General features: G+C 63.6%; 15 protein-coding genes. 6 read left to right on the top strand and 9 right to left on the bottom strand.

Going from position 1 to position 20,817, the window contains the following annotated elements; genetic code table 11:
* Positions 1 to 200: 200 nt before the first annotated feature.
* Positions 201 to 1,343 carry a LysR family transcriptional regulator gene (locus C7451_RS02330; RefSeq protein ID WP_110297335.1) on the top strand — a complete coding sequence of 381 codons (1,143 nt, stop codon included), beginning with the start codon at positions 201 to 203 and terminating at the stop codon, positions 1,341 to 1,343.
* 45 nt (positions 1,344 to 1,388) lie between these two features.
* Here the strand turns inward: C7451_RS02330 and C7451_RS02325 are convergent, their stop codons facing one another.
* The 3 genes from C7451_RS02325 to C7451_RS02315 form a co-directional block, all read right to left on the bottom strand.
* A complete protein-coding gene (locus C7451_RS02325; protein ID WP_244181496.1) occupies positions 1,389 to 3,782 on the bottom strand; it encodes a TonB-dependent receptor in 2,394 nt (797 codons plus the stop codon).
* Positions 3,783 to 4,001: 219 nt separating this feature from the next.
* Entirely contained in the window at positions 4,002 to 4,748 is a 747-nt protein-coding gene (locus C7451_RS02320; protein ID WP_244181494.1) for a glutaredoxin family protein, read from the bottom strand.
* Positions 4,745 to 5,017, bottom strand: coding sequence for a metal-sensitive transcriptional regulator (locus C7451_RS02315; protein ID WP_110297334.1), 273 nt, complete (start codon positions 5,015 to 5,017; stop codon positions 4,745 to 4,747). Before C7451_RS02315 ends, C7451_RS02320 begins: the two co-directional genes overlap by 4 nt.
* Before the next feature lie 74 nt (positions 5,018 to 5,091).
* Between C7451_RS02315 and C7451_RS02310 the strand changes: the two genes are divergently transcribed.
* Both C7451_RS02310 and C7451_RS02305 read left to right on the top strand, forming a co-directional pair.
* Positions 5,092 to 6,873 (top strand): copper resistance system multicopper oxidase, encoded by a 1,782-nt coding sequence (locus C7451_RS02310; protein ID WP_110297333.1) that lies wholly within the window; start codon positions 5,092 to 5,094, stop codon positions 6,871 to 6,873.
* A complete protein-coding gene (locus tag C7451_RS02305; RefSeq protein ID WP_110297332.1) occupies positions 6,870 to 7,931 on the top strand; it encodes a copper resistance protein B in 1,062 nt (353 codons plus the stop codon). The genes C7451_RS02310 and C7451_RS02305 overlap by 4 nt, the downstream gene beginning before the upstream one ends.
* Positions 7,932 to 7,952: 21 nt before the next feature.
* On the opposite strand, the gene C7451_RS02300 is transcribed toward C7451_RS02305, so the two are convergent.
* The 3 genes from C7451_RS02300 to C7451_RS02290 all read right to left on the bottom strand — a co-directional run bounded on the left by C7451_RS02300 (position 7,953) and on the right by C7451_RS02290 (position 12,156).
* Entirely contained in the window at positions 7,953 to 9,347 is a 1,395-nt protein-coding gene (locus tag C7451_RS02300; protein WP_110297331.1) for a methyl-accepting chemotaxis protein, read from the bottom strand.
* A 230-nt stretch (positions 9,348 to 9,577) separates the two neighbouring features.
* Positions 9,578 to 11,413, bottom strand: a complete 1,836-nt coding sequence (locus C7451_RS02295; protein WP_110297330.1) for a sensor histidine kinase — start codon at positions 11,411 to 11,413, stop codon at positions 9,578 to 9,580.
* The gene (locus C7451_RS02290; protein WP_167398397.1) at positions 11,410 to 12,156 is read right to left on the bottom strand and encodes a response regulator; all 747 of its coding nucleotides are present in this window, start codon (positions 12,154 to 12,156) and stop codon (positions 11,410 to 11,412) included. The genes C7451_RS02295 and C7451_RS02290 overlap by 4 nt, the downstream gene beginning before the upstream one ends.
* Positions 12,157 to 12,397: 241 nt before the next feature.
* Here C7451_RS02290 and C7451_RS02285 point away from each other — a divergent pair, with 241 nt between their 5' ends.
* The 3 genes from C7451_RS02285 (at position 12,398) to C7451_RS02275 (ending at position 18,276) form a co-directional block, all read left to right on the top strand.
* Positions 12,398 to 12,715: a hypothetical protein gene (locus tag C7451_RS02285; protein WP_110297328.1), complete on the top strand. Its 318-nt coding sequence runs from the start codon at positions 12,398 to 12,400 to the stop codon at positions 12,713 to 12,715.
* Positions 12,716 to 13,135: 420 nt separating this feature from the next.
* Positions 13,136 to 16,330, top strand: a complete 3,195-nt coding sequence (locus C7451_RS02280) for a WD40/YVTN/BNR-like repeat-containing protein (protein ID WP_244181492.1) — start codon at positions 13,136 to 13,138, stop codon at positions 16,328 to 16,330.
* Positions 16,327 to 18,276, top strand: coding sequence for a TonB-dependent receptor plug domain-containing protein (locus tag C7451_RS02275; RefSeq protein ID WP_110297327.1), 1,950 nt, complete (start codon positions 16,327 to 16,329; stop codon positions 18,274 to 18,276). Before C7451_RS02280 ends, C7451_RS02275 begins: the two co-directional genes overlap by 4 nt.
* 68 nt (positions 18,277 to 18,344) lie before the next feature.
* Here the strand turns inward: C7451_RS02275 and C7451_RS02270 are convergent, their stop codons facing one another.
* Genes C7451_RS02270 through C7451_RS02260 form a run of 3 tightly spaced genes read right to left on the bottom strand, consistent with a single transcriptional unit; the run spans position 18,345 to position 20,801 of the window.
* Complete coding sequence (locus C7451_RS02270) at positions 18,345 to 18,845, bottom strand: DUF3299 domain-containing protein (RefSeq protein ID WP_110297326.1); 501 nt, start codon at positions 18,843 to 18,845, stop codon at positions 18,345 to 18,347.
* Between the two features lie 10 nt (positions 18,846 to 18,855).
* A complete protein-coding gene (locus C7451_RS02265) occupies positions 18,856 to 20,148 on the bottom strand; it encodes an ABC transporter permease (RefSeq protein ID WP_110297325.1) in 1,293 nt (430 codons plus the stop codon).
* Positions 20,145 to 20,801 (bottom strand): ABC transporter ATP-binding protein, encoded by a 657-nt coding sequence (locus C7451_RS02260; RefSeq protein WP_110297324.1) that lies wholly within the window; start codon positions 20,799 to 20,801, stop codon positions 20,145 to 20,147. The genes C7451_RS02265 and C7451_RS02260 overlap by 4 nt, the downstream gene beginning before the upstream one ends.
* Positions 20,802 to 20,817: the final 16 nt, after the last annotated feature.

Genomic DNA, 20,817 nt, shown 5'->3' with positions numbered 1-20,817 from the left:
GAAGCATCCCTCGCATTCCGCTAACAAGCAGAATTAACGGCATTTTTGCCTTGTCTTGTCGCGCAGGATCAACGCCTGCGGATGCGGCGCAAGCTGCGGGAAGATCGGGCGGGCGAACGGGCCGTGACGGATTTGTCACTGTTATGAGAAATATCATTTCCCTCTTCTGCCGAGCCATAAGTCCATGCTAAAAATGCCGCATGATGATGGAAAATCTGAACCTTCGTCATTTGCGCGCAGTCCTTGCCATCTTGCGCCTTGGCAGTGTTTCGGCTGCTGCCGAAGCCGTCAGCATATCGCAGCCAGCCATCACCCAGGGCCTGTGCAAGCTCGAAACACAGCTGGGCATCGCGCTGTTCAGCCGGATGCCCGAAGGCATGCAGCCCACTGAAGCCGCCGCTCTGCTTGCTCCCCGCATTGCCTGCGCGCTGGACCATGTCGGCAGCCCTCGCGTGACCATGGCCCAGATGCGCGCGCTGCTGGCCGTGGCCGAAGGAGGCAGCTATGCCCGCGCCAGCGCCCTGACCGGGCTTTCACAGCCAAGCCTGCATCGCGCGCTGGCCGATCTCGGGATCGCGCTGCGGCGCACATTGGTGGAGCGTCGCGGCAAGGGTATCGGCTTTACCGAAAGCGGACGGCGAATGATCCGCGCATTCCGCCTGGCGCGGGCCGAATTGCTGGCTGGCCTAGCCGAGGTCGAAACGCTGAAGGGTCGCGAAGTCGGCAAGATCGCCATCGGCGCGATGCCGCTTTCCAGGGCACGGGTGCTGCCTGCGGCGGTCGCGGCGTTCCACGCGCAATTTCCCGATGTGCGCATCGTGATTACCGAGGGCGCCTTTGCCGACCTGATCGAGCCGCTGCGCGACGGCGATCTGGATCTGGTCATTGGGGCGCTGCGTGAGCCCATACCGGGCAGCGATGTCGAGCAGCAGGCGCTATTTCTCGATCGGCCAGCCATCATCGGGCGCAGCGATCATCCGTTGGCCGACCGCGTGCCGACCCTGGCGGAACTGGCGGCCTATCCCTGGATCGTCTCACCGCAAGGCACGCCGCTGCATGGCCGCTGGCGCGAGATGTTCGAGCAGGCGGGGCTCCCCTTGCCGACCGTGCCGATCGAGTGCGGATCCGTGATTGCGATCCGCCAGTTGCTGGTGACGAGCGATTTCCTGACGATGCTCTCGCCCGATCAGGTGGCGGTCGAACTTTCCACGCAATGGCTGCGCAAGATTGTCGATGCACCCGCTGGTCTTACCCGGACGATCGGCGTCGTGACGCGAACCGGCTGGCGCCCGACGCTGGCGCAGGCGGCGTTTCTCGAACAGCTTCGCCTGGCTTCGCGCTGACCGACCGGCGGGCGCGGCGCAGACAGGGTGCGCCGCGCCCTGGGATCAGAACTGGAAGCTGGCCTGCAGGAACCATTGCCGCGGTCTGGCGAATATCCGTTCGGCATAGCCCAGTGTGGCCAGCGAGGCGTTGCCTTGAATCAGATAGCGTTCGTCGAACAGGTTCGTCAGCCCTCCCTGCAGCTTCCAGCCATCGTCATGCGAAAGGGTAAGCGAGGCATTGGCGACGAAATAGCCATCCTGCTCGATCTCGGGCACGCTGCCGGTGATGAACACCAGCGATGACGTGTAGGAGCCATCGAACCGGGGAGTGAGCTTCATGGTGTCGGTCAGCGGAAAATCATATGCCACGCCGAAGCTGCCCTGGAACGAAGGGGTGAGTGGCAGATCGTCGCCCGGCACGACGGTTGCCGTCGCCCCGGGAATCGGCGTGACCGACTGGATGTCATCGTCGAGCAGGCTGATCGAACCGTCGAGGCTGAACCCGCCGCTGCGATAGGACGCTTCTGCCTCGAAGCCCCTAATGCGTGCCTTGCCGGCATTGAACAGCAGCGGAACTGGCCCCGCACGAAAGATCAGCTGAATGTCCTGATAGTCGGCCTGGAAGGCTGCAAGATTCAGGCGGAAAGCTCCGAAGTCGAGCTTCGCACCCAGTTCATAGCTATCGACAGTCTCCTCGTCGAACGGGATCGGCACATTGCCTGCCGGGGGGGCGTTGTAGCGGGTATTGAAGCCACCCGATTTGAAGCTGCGTGCATAGGACACATAGGTGCTCACCCAGTCGGCGATCTGATAGCGGATGCTCGCCGATCCGGTCAGCGCCGAAAAGGTCTCGCGATTGGGCGTGGGGAAGATGAACAATGGCCCGCCCTGAGGGATGGCAGCGGTCGGCAAGGGATTGGGATCGGGCCGGGTGGACGGAAACAGGTTCAGCACCGTGCCCTGATAGGTTTTCCGATCCTCGGTATAGCGCAGGCCACCGGTCAGCTCGAGCCCGGTCGCGACCTCCCAGGTCCCCTCGCCGAACACGGCAAAGGATCTGGTCTCGAGCACCGACAGCTGCAGGTCCCGGCTGCCGGGCCCGCCCGCCAGGATCGAGCCGATCACAGCAGGAGTCGGTGGAAAGGAAATCGGCACCGACGCGCGCTCGTTGGTGTCCTCGTCGAAATAATAGGCCCCGAGAATCCCGCTCACAGGGCCCGCATCGAGCTGGAGCTGGAGCTCCTGGCTGAACTGCTTCGATTCCGATCCGACATCGGTGGTGAGGATCACGAAGGGCGTGTTGTCGGCATCGCGAATGCCCCTCGCCTCTGTATCGCGATAGGCAGTGATGCTCTTGAGCGTGAGCGCTTCGGACAGTTCAAGGCTGGCCGTCGCAGAGAGACCCCAGACTTTCGAGGTGCTCTGGACCGGCGCGGTGCCGCCGTTGACGAACGGCCCGCGATTGTAGAAATCATTGGCGCAGCGCGGGTCGTTGATCAGCGGCACATTGGGCGCACCAAAGCGCGGGTTTCCGGGCGTCAGCGGCGCGAACGGGATCGTCGCACCGGGACAACCAGCGCCCACGCTGGCGATGGCGGGCACGGGTGCCTGCTCGTTGATCCCCGCAAACACGAACGGCGCACCGTTCTCGTTGCGCTCGGTATAGTCGCCACGCAGCAGCAGGTTGAACCCCGGCGCAGCCTCCCATTTCAGCGAGGCATTCAGGGTATAGACATTGTCGTTGCCCAGGCCCAGCCCGTCGAATTCGCGAATGACATAGCCGTCACGCTTGCGGAACCCGCCCGAGACGCGTGCCGCCATGTTGCTGGTGATGGGCAGGTTCAGCGCGGTCGAGCCCTCGATCAGATTATCTTCGCCGATACGCAAGCGGGTCTTGCCGGAAAATGCCCCGAATTGGGGCTCGCGGGTCTTCACAAGAATGGCACCGCCAATCGTGTTGCGGCCGAAGAGCGTGCCCTGGGGGCCGCGCAACACCTGGACGCTATCGATATCGCCCAGTTCGATGGTGCCGCCGACCGAGCGCCCGACATAGACATCGTCGATATAGACGCCGACACCCGGATCGACCGCAGCTGTCGGATCGAGCTGACCGACACCGCGGATGAAGACCACCGCTGCCGCGCTGTTGCCCGAAAGCTGCCCCGCCGGCTTGAACTGGAGGCTTGGCGTGAACCGCTCAAGATCCTGGGTCTGGGTGATCTGCCGGTCTTCCAGCGCCTCGCCGCTGAACACGGTCACGGCGACCGGCGTTTCCTGCAACGTCTCCTCGCGGCGACGTGCGCTGACGATGATTTCCTGTGGCTGCGCTTCTTCAGCAGATTGTGTCTGTGCGGATGCCGATTGCGCTGAGGCGGTATCCGGCAGGCCGCACAGCGCCGCCAGCCCGAGTGCAGTAGAGGTCAACGCGCGTCGGCGCGTGCCAGACATGATGTTCATGGCCATCTCCCAAAGTGATTCCTCTCGCGGGAACCCTGATGACGGCCAGATTATCGACGCCCGGATGCAACTCTAATCACATTTGCGGCCTGTCCATAAGAAATGCCAAAGTCTGCGTGCGACCGCTCATTTGCCGGACAGCTTGATCGGGACAGACAACGGACGACCGCAATGCATCGACCGGCAACCCAGTCTTCGCAATCAACCCGATTGCGTCGATCAGTTTGGTGAACCAACGGCCATCCACAGCGCCATGGCGACCATCATCGCATTCTCGGTCAGCGAGACAAAGCCCAGCGGCACCCGCGAGCTGCCGCCGACACACGCGCACTTGATGTCGCGTTTCTGGACATAGACCGCGTAGAAGACCGACACCGCGCCCACCGATCCGATGAACAGCGCGACCGGGATCGACACCCAGTCGAGCGCCCGCGCGAGCATCAGCACGCCCGCCAGCCCCTCGGCAAACGGATAGATATAGGCATAAGGCAGCCAGCGCCGGGCCAGCAGGTCATAACCAAGAAACATGGTCGCAAACGCATCGACATCCTGCAGCTTGGGCACCGCAAGCAGGCACATCGCAATTGCGATGAAGGTCTCGATCGTCATCACCGACAGCAAGCTGCCCATGCTCAGCCAAGTGATCGCCCCTGCCATCAGCGCAGCCATCGCGAACAGCGCGATCACCGGCACATAGGAAACCGCGTCCGCGTCCTTCACCTTCCTGCCGAAATACCGGCGCAGATCGTCATTGCCGCCGATCCTTGACCCGTCGATAAAGGTCTGGGGCGTGGTCTTGACCCCATGCTTCGCCTTGAACGCATCGGTCTCCTCGCGCGTCGTCAGCCAGTGGTCCTCGACTTTGTAGCCCTGACTTTCGAGCAGATACTTGCTCTTGAGGCCATAGGGACAGACATGCTTGTCCATCACCATGCGATGGAGCACGGCAGTCTTGCTCCCGCTCATTTCTTGACCTTCTCGAACAGCTCGATCAGTTCGTTGAACTTGATCCGCTGCTCGGCCGCATCGCCCGAGGCGATCGCTTCCGACACGCAGCACGCGGCGTGATCCTTGAGGATCTCGCTCTCCGCCTTGGACAGCGCGGCCTTCACTGCCTGCACCTGATTGAGGATGTCGATGCAATAACGGTCCTGCTCGACCATCTGCGCAATGCCGCGCACCTGGCCTTCGATGCGTTTCAGGCGATTGAGGATTGCGGTCCTGTCCTTGGCCATGCTGATCCTTCCAGTTTGGCGTTGCATACCGTAGGGGGGTATAGTATGCGCACGCCAGAGGACAAGCAACAAACATGCGCAGAGATTTCTCCAGACGCTCCATCCTGACCGGTATCGGCGGCGGTCTTGGCCTGGCCGCCTTTCCCGCCTGGGCGCAAGGTCACAGCATGCACGGCGGCGGACACAGCCGCAGCGGACCCCGGATTCTCGCCGGTTTTGACGAAGTGCGCGGTCCGGAGGTCAATCTGACGATCGGCAGCGGGCATCGCATAGTTCAGGGACGGCGCGGGCCAGGCATCGCGGTCAACGGCAGCGTGCCGGGGCCGCTGATCCGGCTGACCGAAGGCGACACGGTGCGCCTCAACGTCACCAACACGCTCGATGTCGACAGTTCGGTGCACTGGCACGGGCTGCTGGTGCCGTTTCAATATGACGGCGTTCCCGGCATCAGCTTTCCGGGGATCAAGCCGGGCGAAACGTTCACCTACGAGTTCCCGGTGCGCCAGTCGGGCACCTACTGGTATCACAGCCATTCGGGCCTGCAGGAACAGTCCGGCCATTACGGGCCGATGATCATCGAACCCAGGGGCGGCGAGGCGATCAAGGTCGATCGCGACTATATCCTGCTGGTCAGCGATTTCACCACGCTCGACCCGCACTTCATCATGAAGCGGCTGCGCACCGGCGAGGGCTATTTCAACCGCCAGCAGTCCACCTGGACCGACAATTACCCGATGTCCGGCGAGGAACGCCGGATGTGGGGCGAGATGCGGATGATGCCCACCGACATCGCGGACATCGGCGGCAAGACCTATACCTTCCTCGCCAATGGCCGGGGTCCCAACGAGGGCATGGAATATCTGTTCAAGCCCGGCGAACGCATCCGCCTGCGCATCATCAACGGCGCGGCGATGACCTTTTTCAACATCCGCATCCCCGGCCTGCCGATGACCGTGATCGCGACCGACGGCCAGCGCGTGCGCCCGGTCGAGGTGGACGAATTGCAGATCGGCACGGCGGAAACCTATGACGTGATTCTCGAGCCAGGGTCCGCCCCCGCCTACAGCATCATGGCCGAATCGATGGACCGATCGGGCATGGCGCTCGCGACGCTGGCGAGCGCGCCGGGGCTGCGCGCGGACGTTCCAGCCCTTCGCGATCCGCCGCTGCTCACCATGGGGGACATGGGCATGAACCATGCCAGCGAAACCATGGACCATGACGCGATGGGGCACGCCGGAATGGACCATGGCTCCATGGACCATGGCTCGGGCAGCATGAGCATGCAGGGCATGAAGATGCGCGACACCAGCCTGCTGCCGCCTGACGTCAAGGTCGGCCCCGGCATCGACATGGTCTCGATGGCGCCGGTCGACAAGATGGGCGATCCGGGCCTGGGCCTGCGCGATGTGCCGCACCGCGTGCTCACCTATCGCATGCTCGCGGCGGCCGAACCCAATTCCGATGCGCGCGAGCCGACGCGACTGCTCGAGCTCCACCTCACCGGCAACATGGAGCGCTATATGTGGTCGTTCGACGGGCGCATGTATTCTGCGGTGAGCGATGTTCCGATCCGCTTTGCCTGGAACGAGCGCGTGCGGGTGAAGCTGGTCAACAACACGATGATGGCGCACCCCATTCATCTGCACGGGCTTTTCTTCGAGATGGTCAACGGCCAGTCGGCCGAGTTGCAGCCGCGCAAGAACACGATGATCGTCCAGCCCGGCGCCAGCGCGCAGTTCGATCTCACCGCCAACGAGCCTGGCGACTGGGCGTTTCACTGCCACCTGCTCTATCACATGCACGGCGGGATGATGCAGACCGTAACCGTCGCCGGGCCGGGGCGCGGGGCATGAGGCTGGGGCTGCTGGTCTCCGCCGCGCTGATCCCGCTCGCCAGCCCGGCACTGGCCCAGCAGCATCAGGCGCATGACGACCATCAGGCCGAAACCCCGCATGCCGGGCACCAGGCCGCGCCAGCCGAGGAGAAACCCGAACCCGCTGACCAAGATCAAGGCATAGACCATGGTGAGATGGGCCATGGCGAGATGGATCACGGGTCGATGGATCACGGGGCATCGGATCAGGGTGAGATGGACCACAGCACCATGGATCATTCAGCCATGGGCCACGGGGCGCCGGAGCCTTCGGCAGCTTCACCCGGACCCGACATGGAAACCCCGCCGCCGCCCGAAGCCGGAAGCGGCCCGCCTCGTGCAGCAGACGCCATCTGGGGCGCCGAGGCGATGCGTGCTTCGCGCGAGGACCTGCAGAAAACCCATGGCGATTTCAACCTGTTCTGGTTTCAGGCCGACCGCACCGAATTTCAGGCACGCGACGGCCGCAACGGCTATCTCTGGGATCTGCAGGGCTTCTACGGCGACACCACTTACAAGTTCTGGTTCAAGAGCGAGGGCGAAGGCAGCTTTGGCGCGCCGATCGAGGAGCTCGAAATCCAGGCACTCTATTCGCGCGCGATCGCGCCGTTCTTCGATCTTCAGGCCGGATTCCGTCAGGATCTCGCCGGGCCCGATACCAGCTATGCGGTCATCGGCATCCAGGGGCTCGCGCCCTATATGTTCGAGCTGGATACCGCGCTGTTTCTGTCGCACCGGGGCGACTTGACCGCACGAGTGGAAGCCGAGCTCGATCAGCGCATCATCCAGTCGATCCTCATCCAGCCGCGCGCCGAACTCAACCTGTCAGCGCAGGACGTGCCCGAGCTTGGAATCGGCGCAGGGATCGAGAGCTTCGAAGTCGGCATACGGCTGCGCTACGAGATCATCCGCGAGATCGCGCCCTATATCGGTGTCGAACAGACCTGGAAAACGGGTCGAAGCGCCGATCTTGCGCGAGCAGCCGGAGAAGATCCCAGCGTCACCAACTTCGTCATCGGCATACGCTTCTGGTTCTGAACCCGACCTTCTCGGTGACGGTCAGAATTCGGACCAGTCTGCATCATCGTGAACGACCTGCAGGGCGAGATTGCCTGTCGTCTGCGAGACCGGACGCGGCTTGGTGCGACGCAGCGGCGTGCTGCCCATGGGCCTCGCCGGAGCCGGGCCTCCACTGAACCGCTGCACTGCCTTGGCCAGGTCATTGGCCTCTTCTGCGAGGCTGCGCGACGCAGCCGTGGACTGTTCGACCATCGCGGCATTCTGCTGGGTCATCTTGTCCATCTCTCCGACAGCCAGATTGACCTGCTGCAGCCGGCTCGCCTGAACCTGCACGGAGGCCGAGATTTCAGCGATGCGGGAATTGACCGCAGCCACCCGGTCGCCGATCTGCAACAGCACTGAGCCTGTCTCGTCAACCAGCGCCACGCCATCCGACACACTGGCCGTGGAGGCGGAAATGAGCTCCTTTATATCCTTGGCCGCTTCGGCCGAGCGCTGGGCCAGAGCGCGCACCTCGTTGGCAACGACGGCAAACCCCTTGCCCGCATCGCCCGCGCGCGCCGCCTCAACCCCCGCATTGAGTGCAAGCAGGTTGGTCTGGAAGGCGATGCCATCAATGACGTCGATGATATTGGTGATCTCGCTCGCCGATTTCTGGATGGCCTGCATGGCGGCCACGGCGCGATGCACGACCTTGCCGCCATCGGTCGCAGCCGAATGGGCCTCGGCAACCTGTGTACCGACTTCGCCCGCATTTGTTGCGGTCTGCTGCACCATCTGCGTGACCTCTGCCATGGCGAGTGCGCTGTCGCGAAGATTGGCGGCCTGCTGCTCGGTGCGGGCAGCAAGATCGTCCGAGGCCGATCGAATCTCGGTCGCACCATTGAGGACATTGCCTGCAGTATCCGCGACCTTGGACATGATGGCCGATAGCGCCGCCGTCGCATCGTTGAACGCCTTACTGATCGCATTGGCCTGCTCGCCCAGCGCGGCCCTGATGCTGATCGAATAACCAAGATCGCCGTCGCGCAAATGACCCAGGGCGGTCGTGACCTCGCCGATTACATCCTGCAGCGCCGCATCCGCGTCCTCGCGGGCCTTGGCGTTGTCGCGGAAGATCAGCATCGCGCGGCTCATGCGCCCGACACAATCCTCGAAATGCACATAAGGGATGGGCGGGGCAACATCACCCGAAGCAAGCCCCTCCATCCGAACGACGGTCGTGACATAGGGGTCACAGATGAGTTTCTTGGCGATCAGCATCACGCCGATGAGTGCGGCCACGGCGACAGCCTCTGCCAGTTCGATCGCCAGAAGGCCGCCGAACCCGGAAAATGTCACCACCAAGGGGATACTGGCCAGAGAGCCAAGCAGCAAAATCAACAAGTCGAACTTCCGGCGAATGGGTGCATTCGCGGTAAAGTACTGAATCATCGAAGGTCTCCTAGTCGCAGGTTTGGAGAGCTTCGGGAAATATGACAAAATGCCTAATCACTCGTTTAAATTTCATGCTCCCCCCATAAAATTAGGGGGCAAAAATGCTGCGCCCACCTGCAGCGTCACTGGCCCCCAGCGGGTGGCAACCGTTGCAGCCCTCGCATGCGCGCGCTTGATCGCATGCTTTGCTCCGGCCGCTTCCGGCACTTGCTGTGCAAAACGCGATCTCAATGCGCAGGGATGCGCAACACAACCCGTGTGCCGTGCGCCCCGGTTTCAATCGCCAGCGATCCACCGATAGTCTGCGCGCGCATTTCCATGTTGGACAGACCGCGCCCCCGTTTCCACAAGCCAGCCCCCGGTCGGCCATCGTCGGCAATGGCGATCTCTATCCCGTTCGATCCGTACCGACTGATTGCAAGGCTGACCACCTGCCCGCCCGAATGACGCACCGCGTTGTTTATCGCTTCCTGCATGATGCGATAGACTGCCAGGATGGCGCCGGGCGCCAGCATGATCGAATGCCCGTCAAGCGCATTGGACCAGACAAGCTTCATGCCTGCCGCCCGCAATTTCGTCTCCGCACGCTCGCGAAACTGGCCGAGAGCGATGTCCATCGTGTCGCCCACCGAATCCAGACTGTCTATCAGCAGCCGCAGATCGTCGATCGCCTGCTCTACCGTACGCGTTATCATGTGCCGAGGGCTGTTCTCGTCACGCGAGAGCATCAGCACGGACAGCAGCTGTCCGCCCATGCCATCGTGCATGTCGCGCATGATCCGGCTGCGTTCGCCCTGCACGGCCGCTTCTGCCTCGCGCTGACGCAGAAGCTCTGCGGTTGCCTCTAGTTCTGCCTGCTTTTCGGCAATCCGCGCATCGAGCAGGATATTGGCATCCTCAAGCCGCCGCGACAGCATCCGCGCCCGTCTAACGATGCCGAGCATCAGCAGGATCGCCAGCGCGAGCACGCCCAGGGGCGCAATACTGAGCGCCAGCGGGTCGACCTGGATGCTGTCGATCAGGTCCGCCAGGCTGATCGATGGAACCAGCAGGACCACGGCAGCATCCGGGATCCAGGCCTGCCGGTCCTGCTGGAGACCTCGGCGGACGCATGCAATTATGGCAATATTGGCCAGCACCACGATGGTTGTATCGACCAGATTGCGCAAAAGGGTCGGCATGCCGTCGGTGGTGAAGGCCGTGGCTGCAATCACGACGAAAAATGCAGGCGCCAGCACGGTCAGATATCGGTCGAACCGGGGGCCTCCAGGAAACCAGCGATCGGCCAGCGCCACCAGCCCCGAGAAGGTCGCGAGCAGGGTCAATTGCCCCGCTGCACCATAAAGCGGCTCGCTGGAGGGGGTGAGAACATCGATCTGCCAGACGCCGCCCAGCGCCATGCCGATAAAGGCCAGCGCAGCAGCATGACCGAGCTGACGATAGGGAGAACGGCCAGCCGCCATCAGGCAGGACACCGCCCCGAACAGGCCCAGGACCATCAGCCCGATAGGTGGCAGAGCCGATTGCAGCCGCCACTGCCGGATCGCACGGTCAATGGGGCCGGGCGGTGCAGCAATCAGCGCTGCGAGATAGGCTCGGCAGCACTCGCGCCCAATGTCGAGTGTCAGGACGTTCCGGCCCGCCCGCAGGAAACCTGGCGGGACAACCCATTTTCCGCCCAGTCGGCCACCACGCCAGGCCGGGGCATCGGACAAGGGGATGACCTGTCCGTTGACCGAAAGCCTGGCCCAACGGTTGTAGCGCGGCGCAAATACCACCAGCCCCTGGTCGGGGCTGTCGAGCCTTACCGTGGCGACGAAGCGGGCCTCGCGTCCCTCTCCCAGATAGTAATTGGGCCGTCCGCCCGGTTCGCGCATCTGACCGTCCGGGCCCTGCAATGCGACGTCCGCCAGCCTGTTTTGCTTGAAGACGGGGTCGATCACCGGCGGACGAACCAGCAGCGCCAGACTCCAGAACGCGGCCTGGACCGCGATGATCCAGATGATCATGCGGATGGTCTGTGCATGCCGGAATGCAATCACGGGCGAGGCCGCCGGATTCATCGGCCCTCCACCTTGATGAGGCCGCTGTGGATAGCCTCGAACACGGCCTCGGATCGAGAATTGACGGCCATTTTCTGATAGATCGCCTTCACATGCGAGACGATGGTATGCGGCGACACGCCCAGAATGTCGGCTGCTTCGCGCTGACTGAAACCGCGCGCCAGGGTTTCCAGCGTTTCACGCTCGCGGGCAGTCAGGCCATAATCCTGAGGGGTTTCTTCAGAAGCGGCGGGCGGTCTCTCGCCCGTGTTGGACGAACCTTCGCGAAAGGCGCGCAAAAGCTGCGCCGCGGCCTTGGGGCTGATCGGCACCCCACCATCGCGGGCGGCGCGTATGGCAGTGGCCAGCTCTGCCGGGCCGCTGTCCTTGAGGATGAACCCGTCCGCTCCCACCGCCAGAGCGTCACTGACCGTCTTGCGATCGCCGAATACGGTGAAGACCAGCATCTTGACGGGCGCCTTGCTCTTCTGGATCGCATCGATCAGCTCGAGCCCTGAGCCATCCGGCAGCCCGAGATCGATCAGAACGATATCGACTCCGGCTGCTGCTCCGCGCAACGCGGCTTTGGCTGCAGACAGGCAGTCGGCCTCGCCCACCACCCGCATGTCCGGCTCACGCCTGATCCGGTCGATCAGACTGGCGCGCAGGATCGAATCATCCTCGACAATGAAGATGCGGCTGGGTTCGCCCGTCTCGGCGCCAGGTGCGGGATTTCCTGGTACGGTTTCGCGACTGTCATCCATATCCGCCATCCCCCCTGGCCAGCCTCTGCCATCCGTCGGGTTTGCATCCGCGCGCATGGATGGCTTCTCTTCTTCACAGCATGCGCGCCGACACAAGGCCTAACGAGGCTTGGACCATGCTGTCCACCCATCAGCCTAGCGCGGCCGCTACGGCGGCGCGATCCCGCAATCGCGGGATGGGGTGGGACATGCAAAGGCGCTAATCCTGCTGCAGTCGTTCGGCAGACAAAGGAAAACCCGCATGGTCTCCCAGCATATCCGCACCAGGCTCCTGATCGGTGGCGCGATGGCACTCTTCAACATGGCGCTGATCGCGGGCCTGGCCATCAGCACGTTGAGCATGCCAGCCTTTGCGCAGGGCCAGAACCGCAACATCGTAGAAAAGCCGAGCCGCGCAGTCGCCTGCCCTTCCGGCTGGCGGACACCCGATGGCGACACCGACCGTTGCGAGCCGATGGGCACGCTGGCGCCGAAGATCTATGCCAAGAAGGAGGGCGAAAGCTGCGCATCGGGCTATCATGAAGTCTATCGCCTGTGGTGCTCCACAAGGAAACCCTGATCCGCTCGGCCGCGTGCACTCTACGGATGCCGCGCGCTCGCGCCAGGGGGCACGGCCTGCGTGGTGCTCTCTTGCAAGCCGATCACAAGAGCTGTTGATGGTGCTGGTCTTCCGCGACCCGTACCAGTGCCATTGACCGGGAGCGCGGATCACCCCCCGCGCTCCCACATTCGTGACTGAACTTGAGTGGCTGAGGCCGTGCCGGTCCGCGAGATGACGCTCTGCGCAGCTTGATAGCCAGTTGAACCCAATCAACCTGATGGCCTTGCACCCGGAAGCAGCTGGCATGGCCCTGGCGCACCAACGTCATGATCCAGCTTGATTTTCCAGACGATTGGCTCGATGGTTCTTCCCATAGAAAATAACGGTCGCCGCCAGGTCCGGGCGACGAAATACCGGGGTGCCAAGGGGAAGAATCACATGAAGCTGGGAATGAAGCTCATTGGGCTGGCATGTTGCTGGGTTCCGGTCAGCGGCGCCATGGCGCAGGATGCAAACGAGCTCGACAAGGCCAAGGAGGCTGCTGACGCGCCGCTGCCGGACGACGAGCAGGCCTATTTCACCTCGCTGACCTGGCGCAATATCGGCCCCGATCGCGGCGGGCGCTCCATCTCCGCCACCGGCAGCGCCAGCCGCCCCAACGAATATTATTTCACCGCTGTGGGCGGCGGATTGTGGAAGACCACGGATGCCAGCCAGACCTGGAAGCCGGTCACCGACGGACAGCTCGATACGGCATCGGTGGGCGGCGTCGCGGTGTGTGAAGCCAATCCCGATATCCTCTATCTCACCACCGGCGAAACCCAGCTTCGCGGCAACATCCTGCCGGGCAACGGTGTGTGGAAATCGACGGACGCCGGCAAGACCTGGACCAAGACGGGGCTTGCGGACGTTCAGAATTTCGCGCGTGTCCGGATCGATCCGGGCAATTGCGACACCGCCTTTGTCGCGGGCTTCGGCCATTATGGCGAAGCCAATGCCGAGCGCGGCGTGTTCAAGACGACCGATGGTGGCAAGAGCTGGCGCAAGGTGCTCTACCGCGATACCCGGACCGGCGCGGTCGATATCTCGATCGATCCGAAAAACCCGCGCAACATGTACGCCGCCTTGTGGGAAGCCTGGCGCAAGCCCTGGGGCATGAGCTCTGGCGGACCGGGCAGCGGCCTGTTCCACAGCACCGATGGCGGGGAAACCTGGAAGGAACTGACCCGCGCGCCCGGGCTGCCGCAAACGGGGCTGATCGGCAAGATCGGGGTGAGCGTGTCGCCGGTCGACGCGAACCGCGTCTATGCTATCGTCGAACACGCCGAGGAAGGCGGACTGTTCGTATCGGACGATGCCGGTGCCAGCTGGAGGCGCTCCAACGACAGCCGTGATCTTCGCCAGCGCGCCTTCTACTACTCGCGCCTGCTTGCCGATCCGGTCGAGAAGGACCGGGTCTATATCCTCAACGTCGATTTCTTCCGCTCGGACGACGGCGGCAAGACACTCACCAAGATCAAAGTGCCGCATGGCGACAACCACGACCTGTGGATCGATCCGGCCAACAACCAGCGGATGATCCAGGCCAATGACGGCGGCGCGAATGTCAGCGTCAATGGCGGCGAGAGCTGGACGCGGCAGAACTACCCGACCGCGCAGATGTACCGTGTGTCGGTGAGCAACCACTTCCCCTATTTCGTATGCGGCGGGCAGCAGGACAATTCGACCATCTGTGTCCCCTCGCGCGACTGGAAGCATGTCAATGTGCTTGGCGGCGGCCAATATGGCTTTGCCGCAGGCGGCGGCGAAAGCGGCTATGTCACTAATGACCCGCTCAATCCGGAAATCTTCTATGCGGGAAGCTATGGCGGCACGCTCGACCGCTACGACCGCACGACCGGTCAGTCGCGCGCGATCAACGTGCTGCCGGACAACCCCATGGGCTATTCTGCGGGCGAGATTGCCGAGCGGTTCCAGTGGACGTTCCCGATCGTGTTCGATCCGCACGATCCCAAGAGCCTGTACGTCACCTCGCAGCATGTCTGGCGCAGCCGGAACGAGGGCCAGAGCTGGGAGAAGATCAGCCCCGATCTGACGCTCGCCGATCCGAAGACCCTGGGTCCGTCGGGTGGCCCGATCACGCGTGACCAGACCGGTGTGGAAACCTATGCCACCGTATTCGCCCTCGCCCCCTCGCGGCGCGAGCGCGGGCTGATCTGGGCCGGGTCGGACGATGGTCTCGTCCATGTGACCCGCGATGGCGGCGGCCAGTGGAGCAACGTCACGCCCAAGGGCCTGCCGCGCTACCTGAAGATCACGACGGTCGAGGATTCGCCGCATGCCGATGGCACGGCCTATATGACCGGCCATCGCTTCCTGCTGAACGACTTCAAACCCTATGTGCTGAAGACCACCGATTACGGCAAGACCTGGACCTCGATCACGTCGGGCCTGCCTGCCGACGAGATGGCGCGCAGCATCCGCGAGGACACGGTGCGCCCCGGGCTGCTCTATCTCGGGACCGAGCGCGGCGTATGGGTGTCATTCAACGCGGGCAAGGACTGGCGCAAGCTGCAGCGCAACCTTCCTGCGGTGCAGGTGTCCGACCTGGCAGTGACCGCCAACGATCTTGTCATCGCAACCCATGGCCGCTCGTTCTGGGTGCTCGACAATATCGGCGTGCTGCGCCAGCTCGAAAGCGGAGCGCCGCGTACCGAGCGGCTGTTTGCTCCCGCACCCGCCGTGCGCGAGGTCGATGAAGGCGTGGCGATCGATTATTTCCTGCCGGTCCGGCCGAAGCAGCTCGCGCTCGACATTCTTGGTCCGGACGGTGCGCTGATCCAGAGCTTCGCCGGCAATCCGGTCGATCCCAAGAAGGACGACAAGAAGAAGGACAGCGAGAACGACGATCCGTTCAAGCCCAAGCCGGCGCCGACCACCACCATGAAGCCCGGCCTAAACCGCTTCGTGTGGAAGATGCGTCACCCCGGGTTCACCGACTTTCCCGGAATGATCCTGTGGACCAGTCGCAATGGCGGCATCACGGCCATTCCCGGTCGCTATCAGGCCAGGCTGACGGTGGATGGCAAGACCTTCACCCAGCCCTTTGAAATCCGCTCCGACCCCCGCCTGACGGGAGTTACCGAGGCCGATCTGGCTGCACGCTTCGACTTTGCCAACCGGGTCAGCAAGCGGGTAAGCGAAGCGAATGAAGCGGTGCTGCTGATCCGTGGCATCAAGGAACAGACAGCCGCAGCCGCAACCGATGCCAAAGCCGATCCTGCTCTGCGCACTGCGCTTACCGCGCTGGACATGAAGCTGAGCGCCATCGAGGGGCAGATTTACCAGGTGCGCAACCGCTCGCGGCAGGATCCGCTCAACTATCCGATCATGCTCAATGACAAGCTGGCCGGGCTGATCAACGTGGCGGAAAGCGCCGAGGCCCGGCCGACCGATCAGACAGTGGCGGTGTTTGCGACACTGTCTGCCGAGCTCGGCAAGCAGCTGGCTTCGCTCGACCAGGTGATCGAGACCGGTCTGCCGGATGTCAATGCGCGTCTGGCCGCAAGGGGAATGGCAGAGATCGTCCGCAGGCCGCTAGCCGTGCCGGTGGCTGCTCAAGCGACCGAGTGAGCCGGAGAATACTGGGCGCCTGTGCGGTTGCAGGCCATGCTGCGCTTGCGATCGGCGCGGCCGGCGCGCAACCCAGCTTGCCGCCGATTACGGTGACCGCTCCGGCAGCGCCCGTTCGGGTGCTGCCGCCGCAGACCATCGTCACGATCGACGAACTGGTCGACCGTCAGCCGCGCAGCCTGGCCGATGTGCTGCGGGGCATCGCGGGCGTCACGGTGCGCGCCAATTCGCGGGGAGAGACGGTAGCGCGCATCAGAGGGGCCGAGGAACGCCAGACACAGGTGTTTCTCGACGGGGCGCCGCTGGCCGTTCCCTGGGACGGCCGGATCGACCTGGGACTGCTGCCTGCAGGCCTGATCGGCGATCTGCGTGTCGTCAAGGGCGCTGCGCCGATCGAATATGGTGCCAACACAGTGGCCGGGGTAGTCGATTTCCAGACTCGGCAGAGCAGCCAGGGCAGCTTCGCGCATCTCGAAGCCGGCAGCCGCGGCTCGGGCAGCGGATCGGCCGTGCTGGCTGAGAAACTCGGTCCGATCGATCTGACACTGGCAGGAGGAGGCATTACCCGCGATGCCGAACCGCTCGCAGGCGCCCTTCCCTTCAATCAGATTTCCAACGCCCGGCGCACCAATACCGATCTGGATGCTTCCAGCCTGTTTGCCGCGCTCGGGACGAGCATTGGCGATGTGCGCGTTCGTGCATCCGTGTTGCGGGTCGACAGCCAGCGGGGAATCGCGCCCGAGTCCGATAGACCGTCCGATGCGGGCGTGCGCTATTGGCGGTACCCTGAAATTGCCCTTACCCAGGCTACGCTGAATCTGGCCGTCGCGCTTGGCAGCCGTTCTGAGATCAAGGCCGTGGCCTGGCATCAGGATTTCGGCCAGACGATCGAACAGTATCGCGACCTCAGCTACACGACGCTGCGCCGCACGCAGGTTGATGACGACAGCACGACAGGCGCGAGGCTCACCCTGACGCATGATCTGGGCCCGGTGCATCTGCGCTGGGCCGCGTCGGCGCAATCGAGCACGCACCGCCAGGTCGAAACAGATTTTCCCTCGGCTCGCGCTGGTCCCCGCCTGACCTACCGTCAGGCGCTTTACAGCGCGGGGGTGGAAGCCGATGCCAGGATCGCTCCCGGTATCCGGGCTACCCTTGGCGCTGCGTATGACGCGGTGGAAAATCCGCTGACCGGCGACAAGCCCAGGCAACCCTCGCTCCAGGCTGGCGCGGCATCGGGCGCGCTGCGTTTCGATCTGGGCGATGGCGCGATGCTGACGGTCAGCGGCGGGCGAAGGACCCGCTTTCCGACGGCCCGGGAGCTGTTCGGCGAGGCACTCGGACGGTTTGCGCTCAATCCCGATCTCAGGCCGGAACAGGCCTGGCTCGTCGATGCCGAACTGCAATGGGGCCGCTATGGCCTGGCGGTGAGCGTCAACCCCTTCCTGATCCGCTCGCACGACACGCTGGCACAGCGCGTTCTCGCCGATGGCCGTCGTCAGCGCTTCAACCTTGCCGGTGCGACCAGCTACGGGATCGACGCGCGGATTGCCCACGATCTTGCGGCCAACCTCAGGTTCGAGCTGTCGGGCACGCTGCTGCGCGCACGTGCGAACGCCGGAAGTGCCCCCGTGCGCCGGCTGCCGCAGCGCCCGTCGTTCGAGGGACTGGCGGTGATCGACTGGAACGTGGCCGAGCGTTTCGACCTGCGCGCCGAGCTGCGTGCCGTCGGCAAGGCGATCGACTTCGATGCTGGCGGTGGCCGCGTCACCCTGCCTGCAGCGGCGGAACTGGCGTTGCGCGCGGCCATTCCGTTCGCGCGGCTGGGATCGCATCAGCTGCTGCTGACATTTGCGGTGGACAATGTCACCGATGCCCAGATCTTCCCGCAAGCCGGCCTGCCCTCGCCGGGCCGGCTCTGGCGTGTTGGTCTGCGGTTCGACTAGTCCTGCGGCTACCGTCCCCGGATTTCATCCCCTTCTGAGGTTCGAGGGTCTGTGCACCAGGCCCTGCATCACGCCGGGCTTGAAGCCTTCATGCGATAGAAGATGCCGCTTTCGTCCTGACCGGTCAGTTCCAGCACGCCGCTCACCACGATCATCTTGGTCTCGTTGGTCGGGAACGGGATGTCGGCATAGATTTCGATGAACTGGTTCGGCACCGCGTGGAAGTGGAAGGGACAACCCGGAGGATAGGCCAGCAGCACGAAATGCTTCTGGCGGCCGCCGGTTTCCAGCGGCTTCATCCATCCCGCAACCTTGATCCGCTTGCCTGCCAGCGCCTTGACTGCCGGGGTGAACAGGGGCTTGGAATAGAGATAGCCATCCTTGCCGGTGCGCGTCTGCTCCTTGGTGGCTTCCAGCACCGCCCAGGATACGCCGCCCTTGGGGGTGGCGGCGGGCTTCCACACATCTTCGACGGGCGCCTTCTTTCCCTGCTGCATGGCAGCGTGACCTGCGGTCTGCGGCAAGGCAACGAGGCTGAGCGTGACAAGGGCAAGAAGGGACAGACGCATGGGATTTTCCTCAACTGTACCGGGCAAGAGTGGCGGCCAGATCGACCCTGAAGATGCGAACGGCCGGAATCAGTGCGGCGACCAGGCCGATCAACAGCGCAGCGAGCAGGATGACACCCTCGCCGGGCAGAAACCGCAGTGCCGAAAAGCCGAGCTCGTCGAGCGTCGGGAAGGCAGGCGTGGCCAGTCCGATCAATCCATGCGCTGCCGCAATTCCTCCCAGCGCGCCGATCGCGGCAATCAGAACGCCCTCGGCAAGGATCGTCCCGAACACCGTGCCGGGGCTCGCACCCATGACGCGCAGCAACGCCAGATCCCCCTCGCGGGCCCGTGTCGCGCTCCACAAGGCTACAAACAGGCTGAGCCCGGCCGAGAAGGCGAGCAGCCAGCCGAAAAGACGCGCGCCTTCGAGAACCGATCCGAACAGACCAAGCAGCCGTGCGGACTCGGCAGCAGGAGCCGCAGCCTGCAAAGCGCTCTGGCGATTGATCTGCGTCGGCAACCGCAGGGCTGCAGAGGCATTGCGATAGCGGACAAGCAGTGCGGTGATTTCCGGGTCCATGCCCGCAATCGCAGCTTCGCCCTCATGTGCGTCGTGATCGGCCTCATCGTGGTCGTGTTCATGTTCATGCCCGGCTTCGTCGCCGTCGCCGTGCTGTGCTACACTCTCGTGATGCTCATGCTCTATGCCATGGACATCCCACACCGATTCCACCGAAGTCAGGATCAGCCGGTCCAGTACCGTGCCGCTGGGGGCAAGGATACCGACCGTCGTGAACGGTGCATGATCATGCCCCTGCCCATCCTCTTCGGCAGTCTCAAGCCCATGACTCCCGATGAATTGCTGTCCGAGCCCCGCGCCGGTACGCCGTGCGACCTCGGCGCCGAGCACCACTTCCAGCGGCCGCGAAAAGGTACGCCCTTGCGCCACTTTCGCATTGTAGAAGCCGAGCAGCTGATCATCGCTACCGACGATGCGAAAGCCCTCGAAATTATCGCCAAGAGCCAATGGGACCACACGTGCGACGCCGGGATCACTCCGCAGGCGATCGAGTTCACCCAGGGGGATATTCCCGGTCGGGACGTCGATGTGATAGACGCTCGACAGGACCAGTTGCAGAGGCGACCCCTTGGCACCGACCACCAGATCAATGCCGCGCGCGTCTCGTTCGAACCGCTCGCCCGCCTGCTGGGCAAATTGCAGCAGAAGGACCAGGGTCGCCACCGCAATCGCCAGCAGCAGAGCATTGAGCGCGACCATCAGGGGCCGATCGCGCATATAGGCAAGCGCAAGACCGATCATGCAGCAATTCTCGTCGATACCGGCCCGATTTCGCGGACCGAAGTGACGTGATCGCGCAGCCGTTCATCGTGAGTCACGATCAGCAGGCTCGCGCCTGCCTCGCCCGCGCATTCGCGCAGCAGAGAGGCGACCTTGTGCATGTTGTCATGGTCGAGCGCGGAGGTCGGTTCATCGGCGATGATCAGATCGGGCCGCCCGATCAGCGCACGGGCGATGGCGGCACGCTGCGCCTCACCCTGGCTGAGTTCGCGCGGGCGTGCATGAGCCCGATGGCCCAGACCCAGACGCTCTATCAGCATCGGTATCCGCTCGGCTTCGGTGCCATGCCCACTCAGCCGCTGAGCCAGCTTGAGATTTGCCGTCAGATCGAGCGCAGAGACAAGCTTGAGCGTCTGGAAGACCAGTCCGATGCGGCGACGGCGCAGGTCGTCTCGCTGGCTGGCGCTGATACCGGTCATCGGTTCGCCGCCGATCGCGATAGTACCTGCCTCGGGGGTCAGAAGCCCGCAGATCAGATTGACCAGGGTCGACTTTCCGCTACCCGATGCACCGATCAGCAGGCTCTGTTCGCCCGCTGCCATATCGAAACTGAAATCATCGAGGATGTCGCGCCCTCCATAGCGGAAGGCGAGATTGCGGATCATCAGGCTCATGACGGCAGCGCGGCGA

It is taken from the genome of Blastomonas natatoria (assembly GCF_003201955.1).
Classification (GTDB): Bacteria; Pseudomonadota; Alphaproteobacteria; order Sphingomonadales; family Sphingomonadaceae; genus Blastomonas; species Blastomonas natatoria.
Note: the sequence above shows the minus strand (reverse complement) of the source record. Positions and strands in the feature narration are given on the sequence as shown.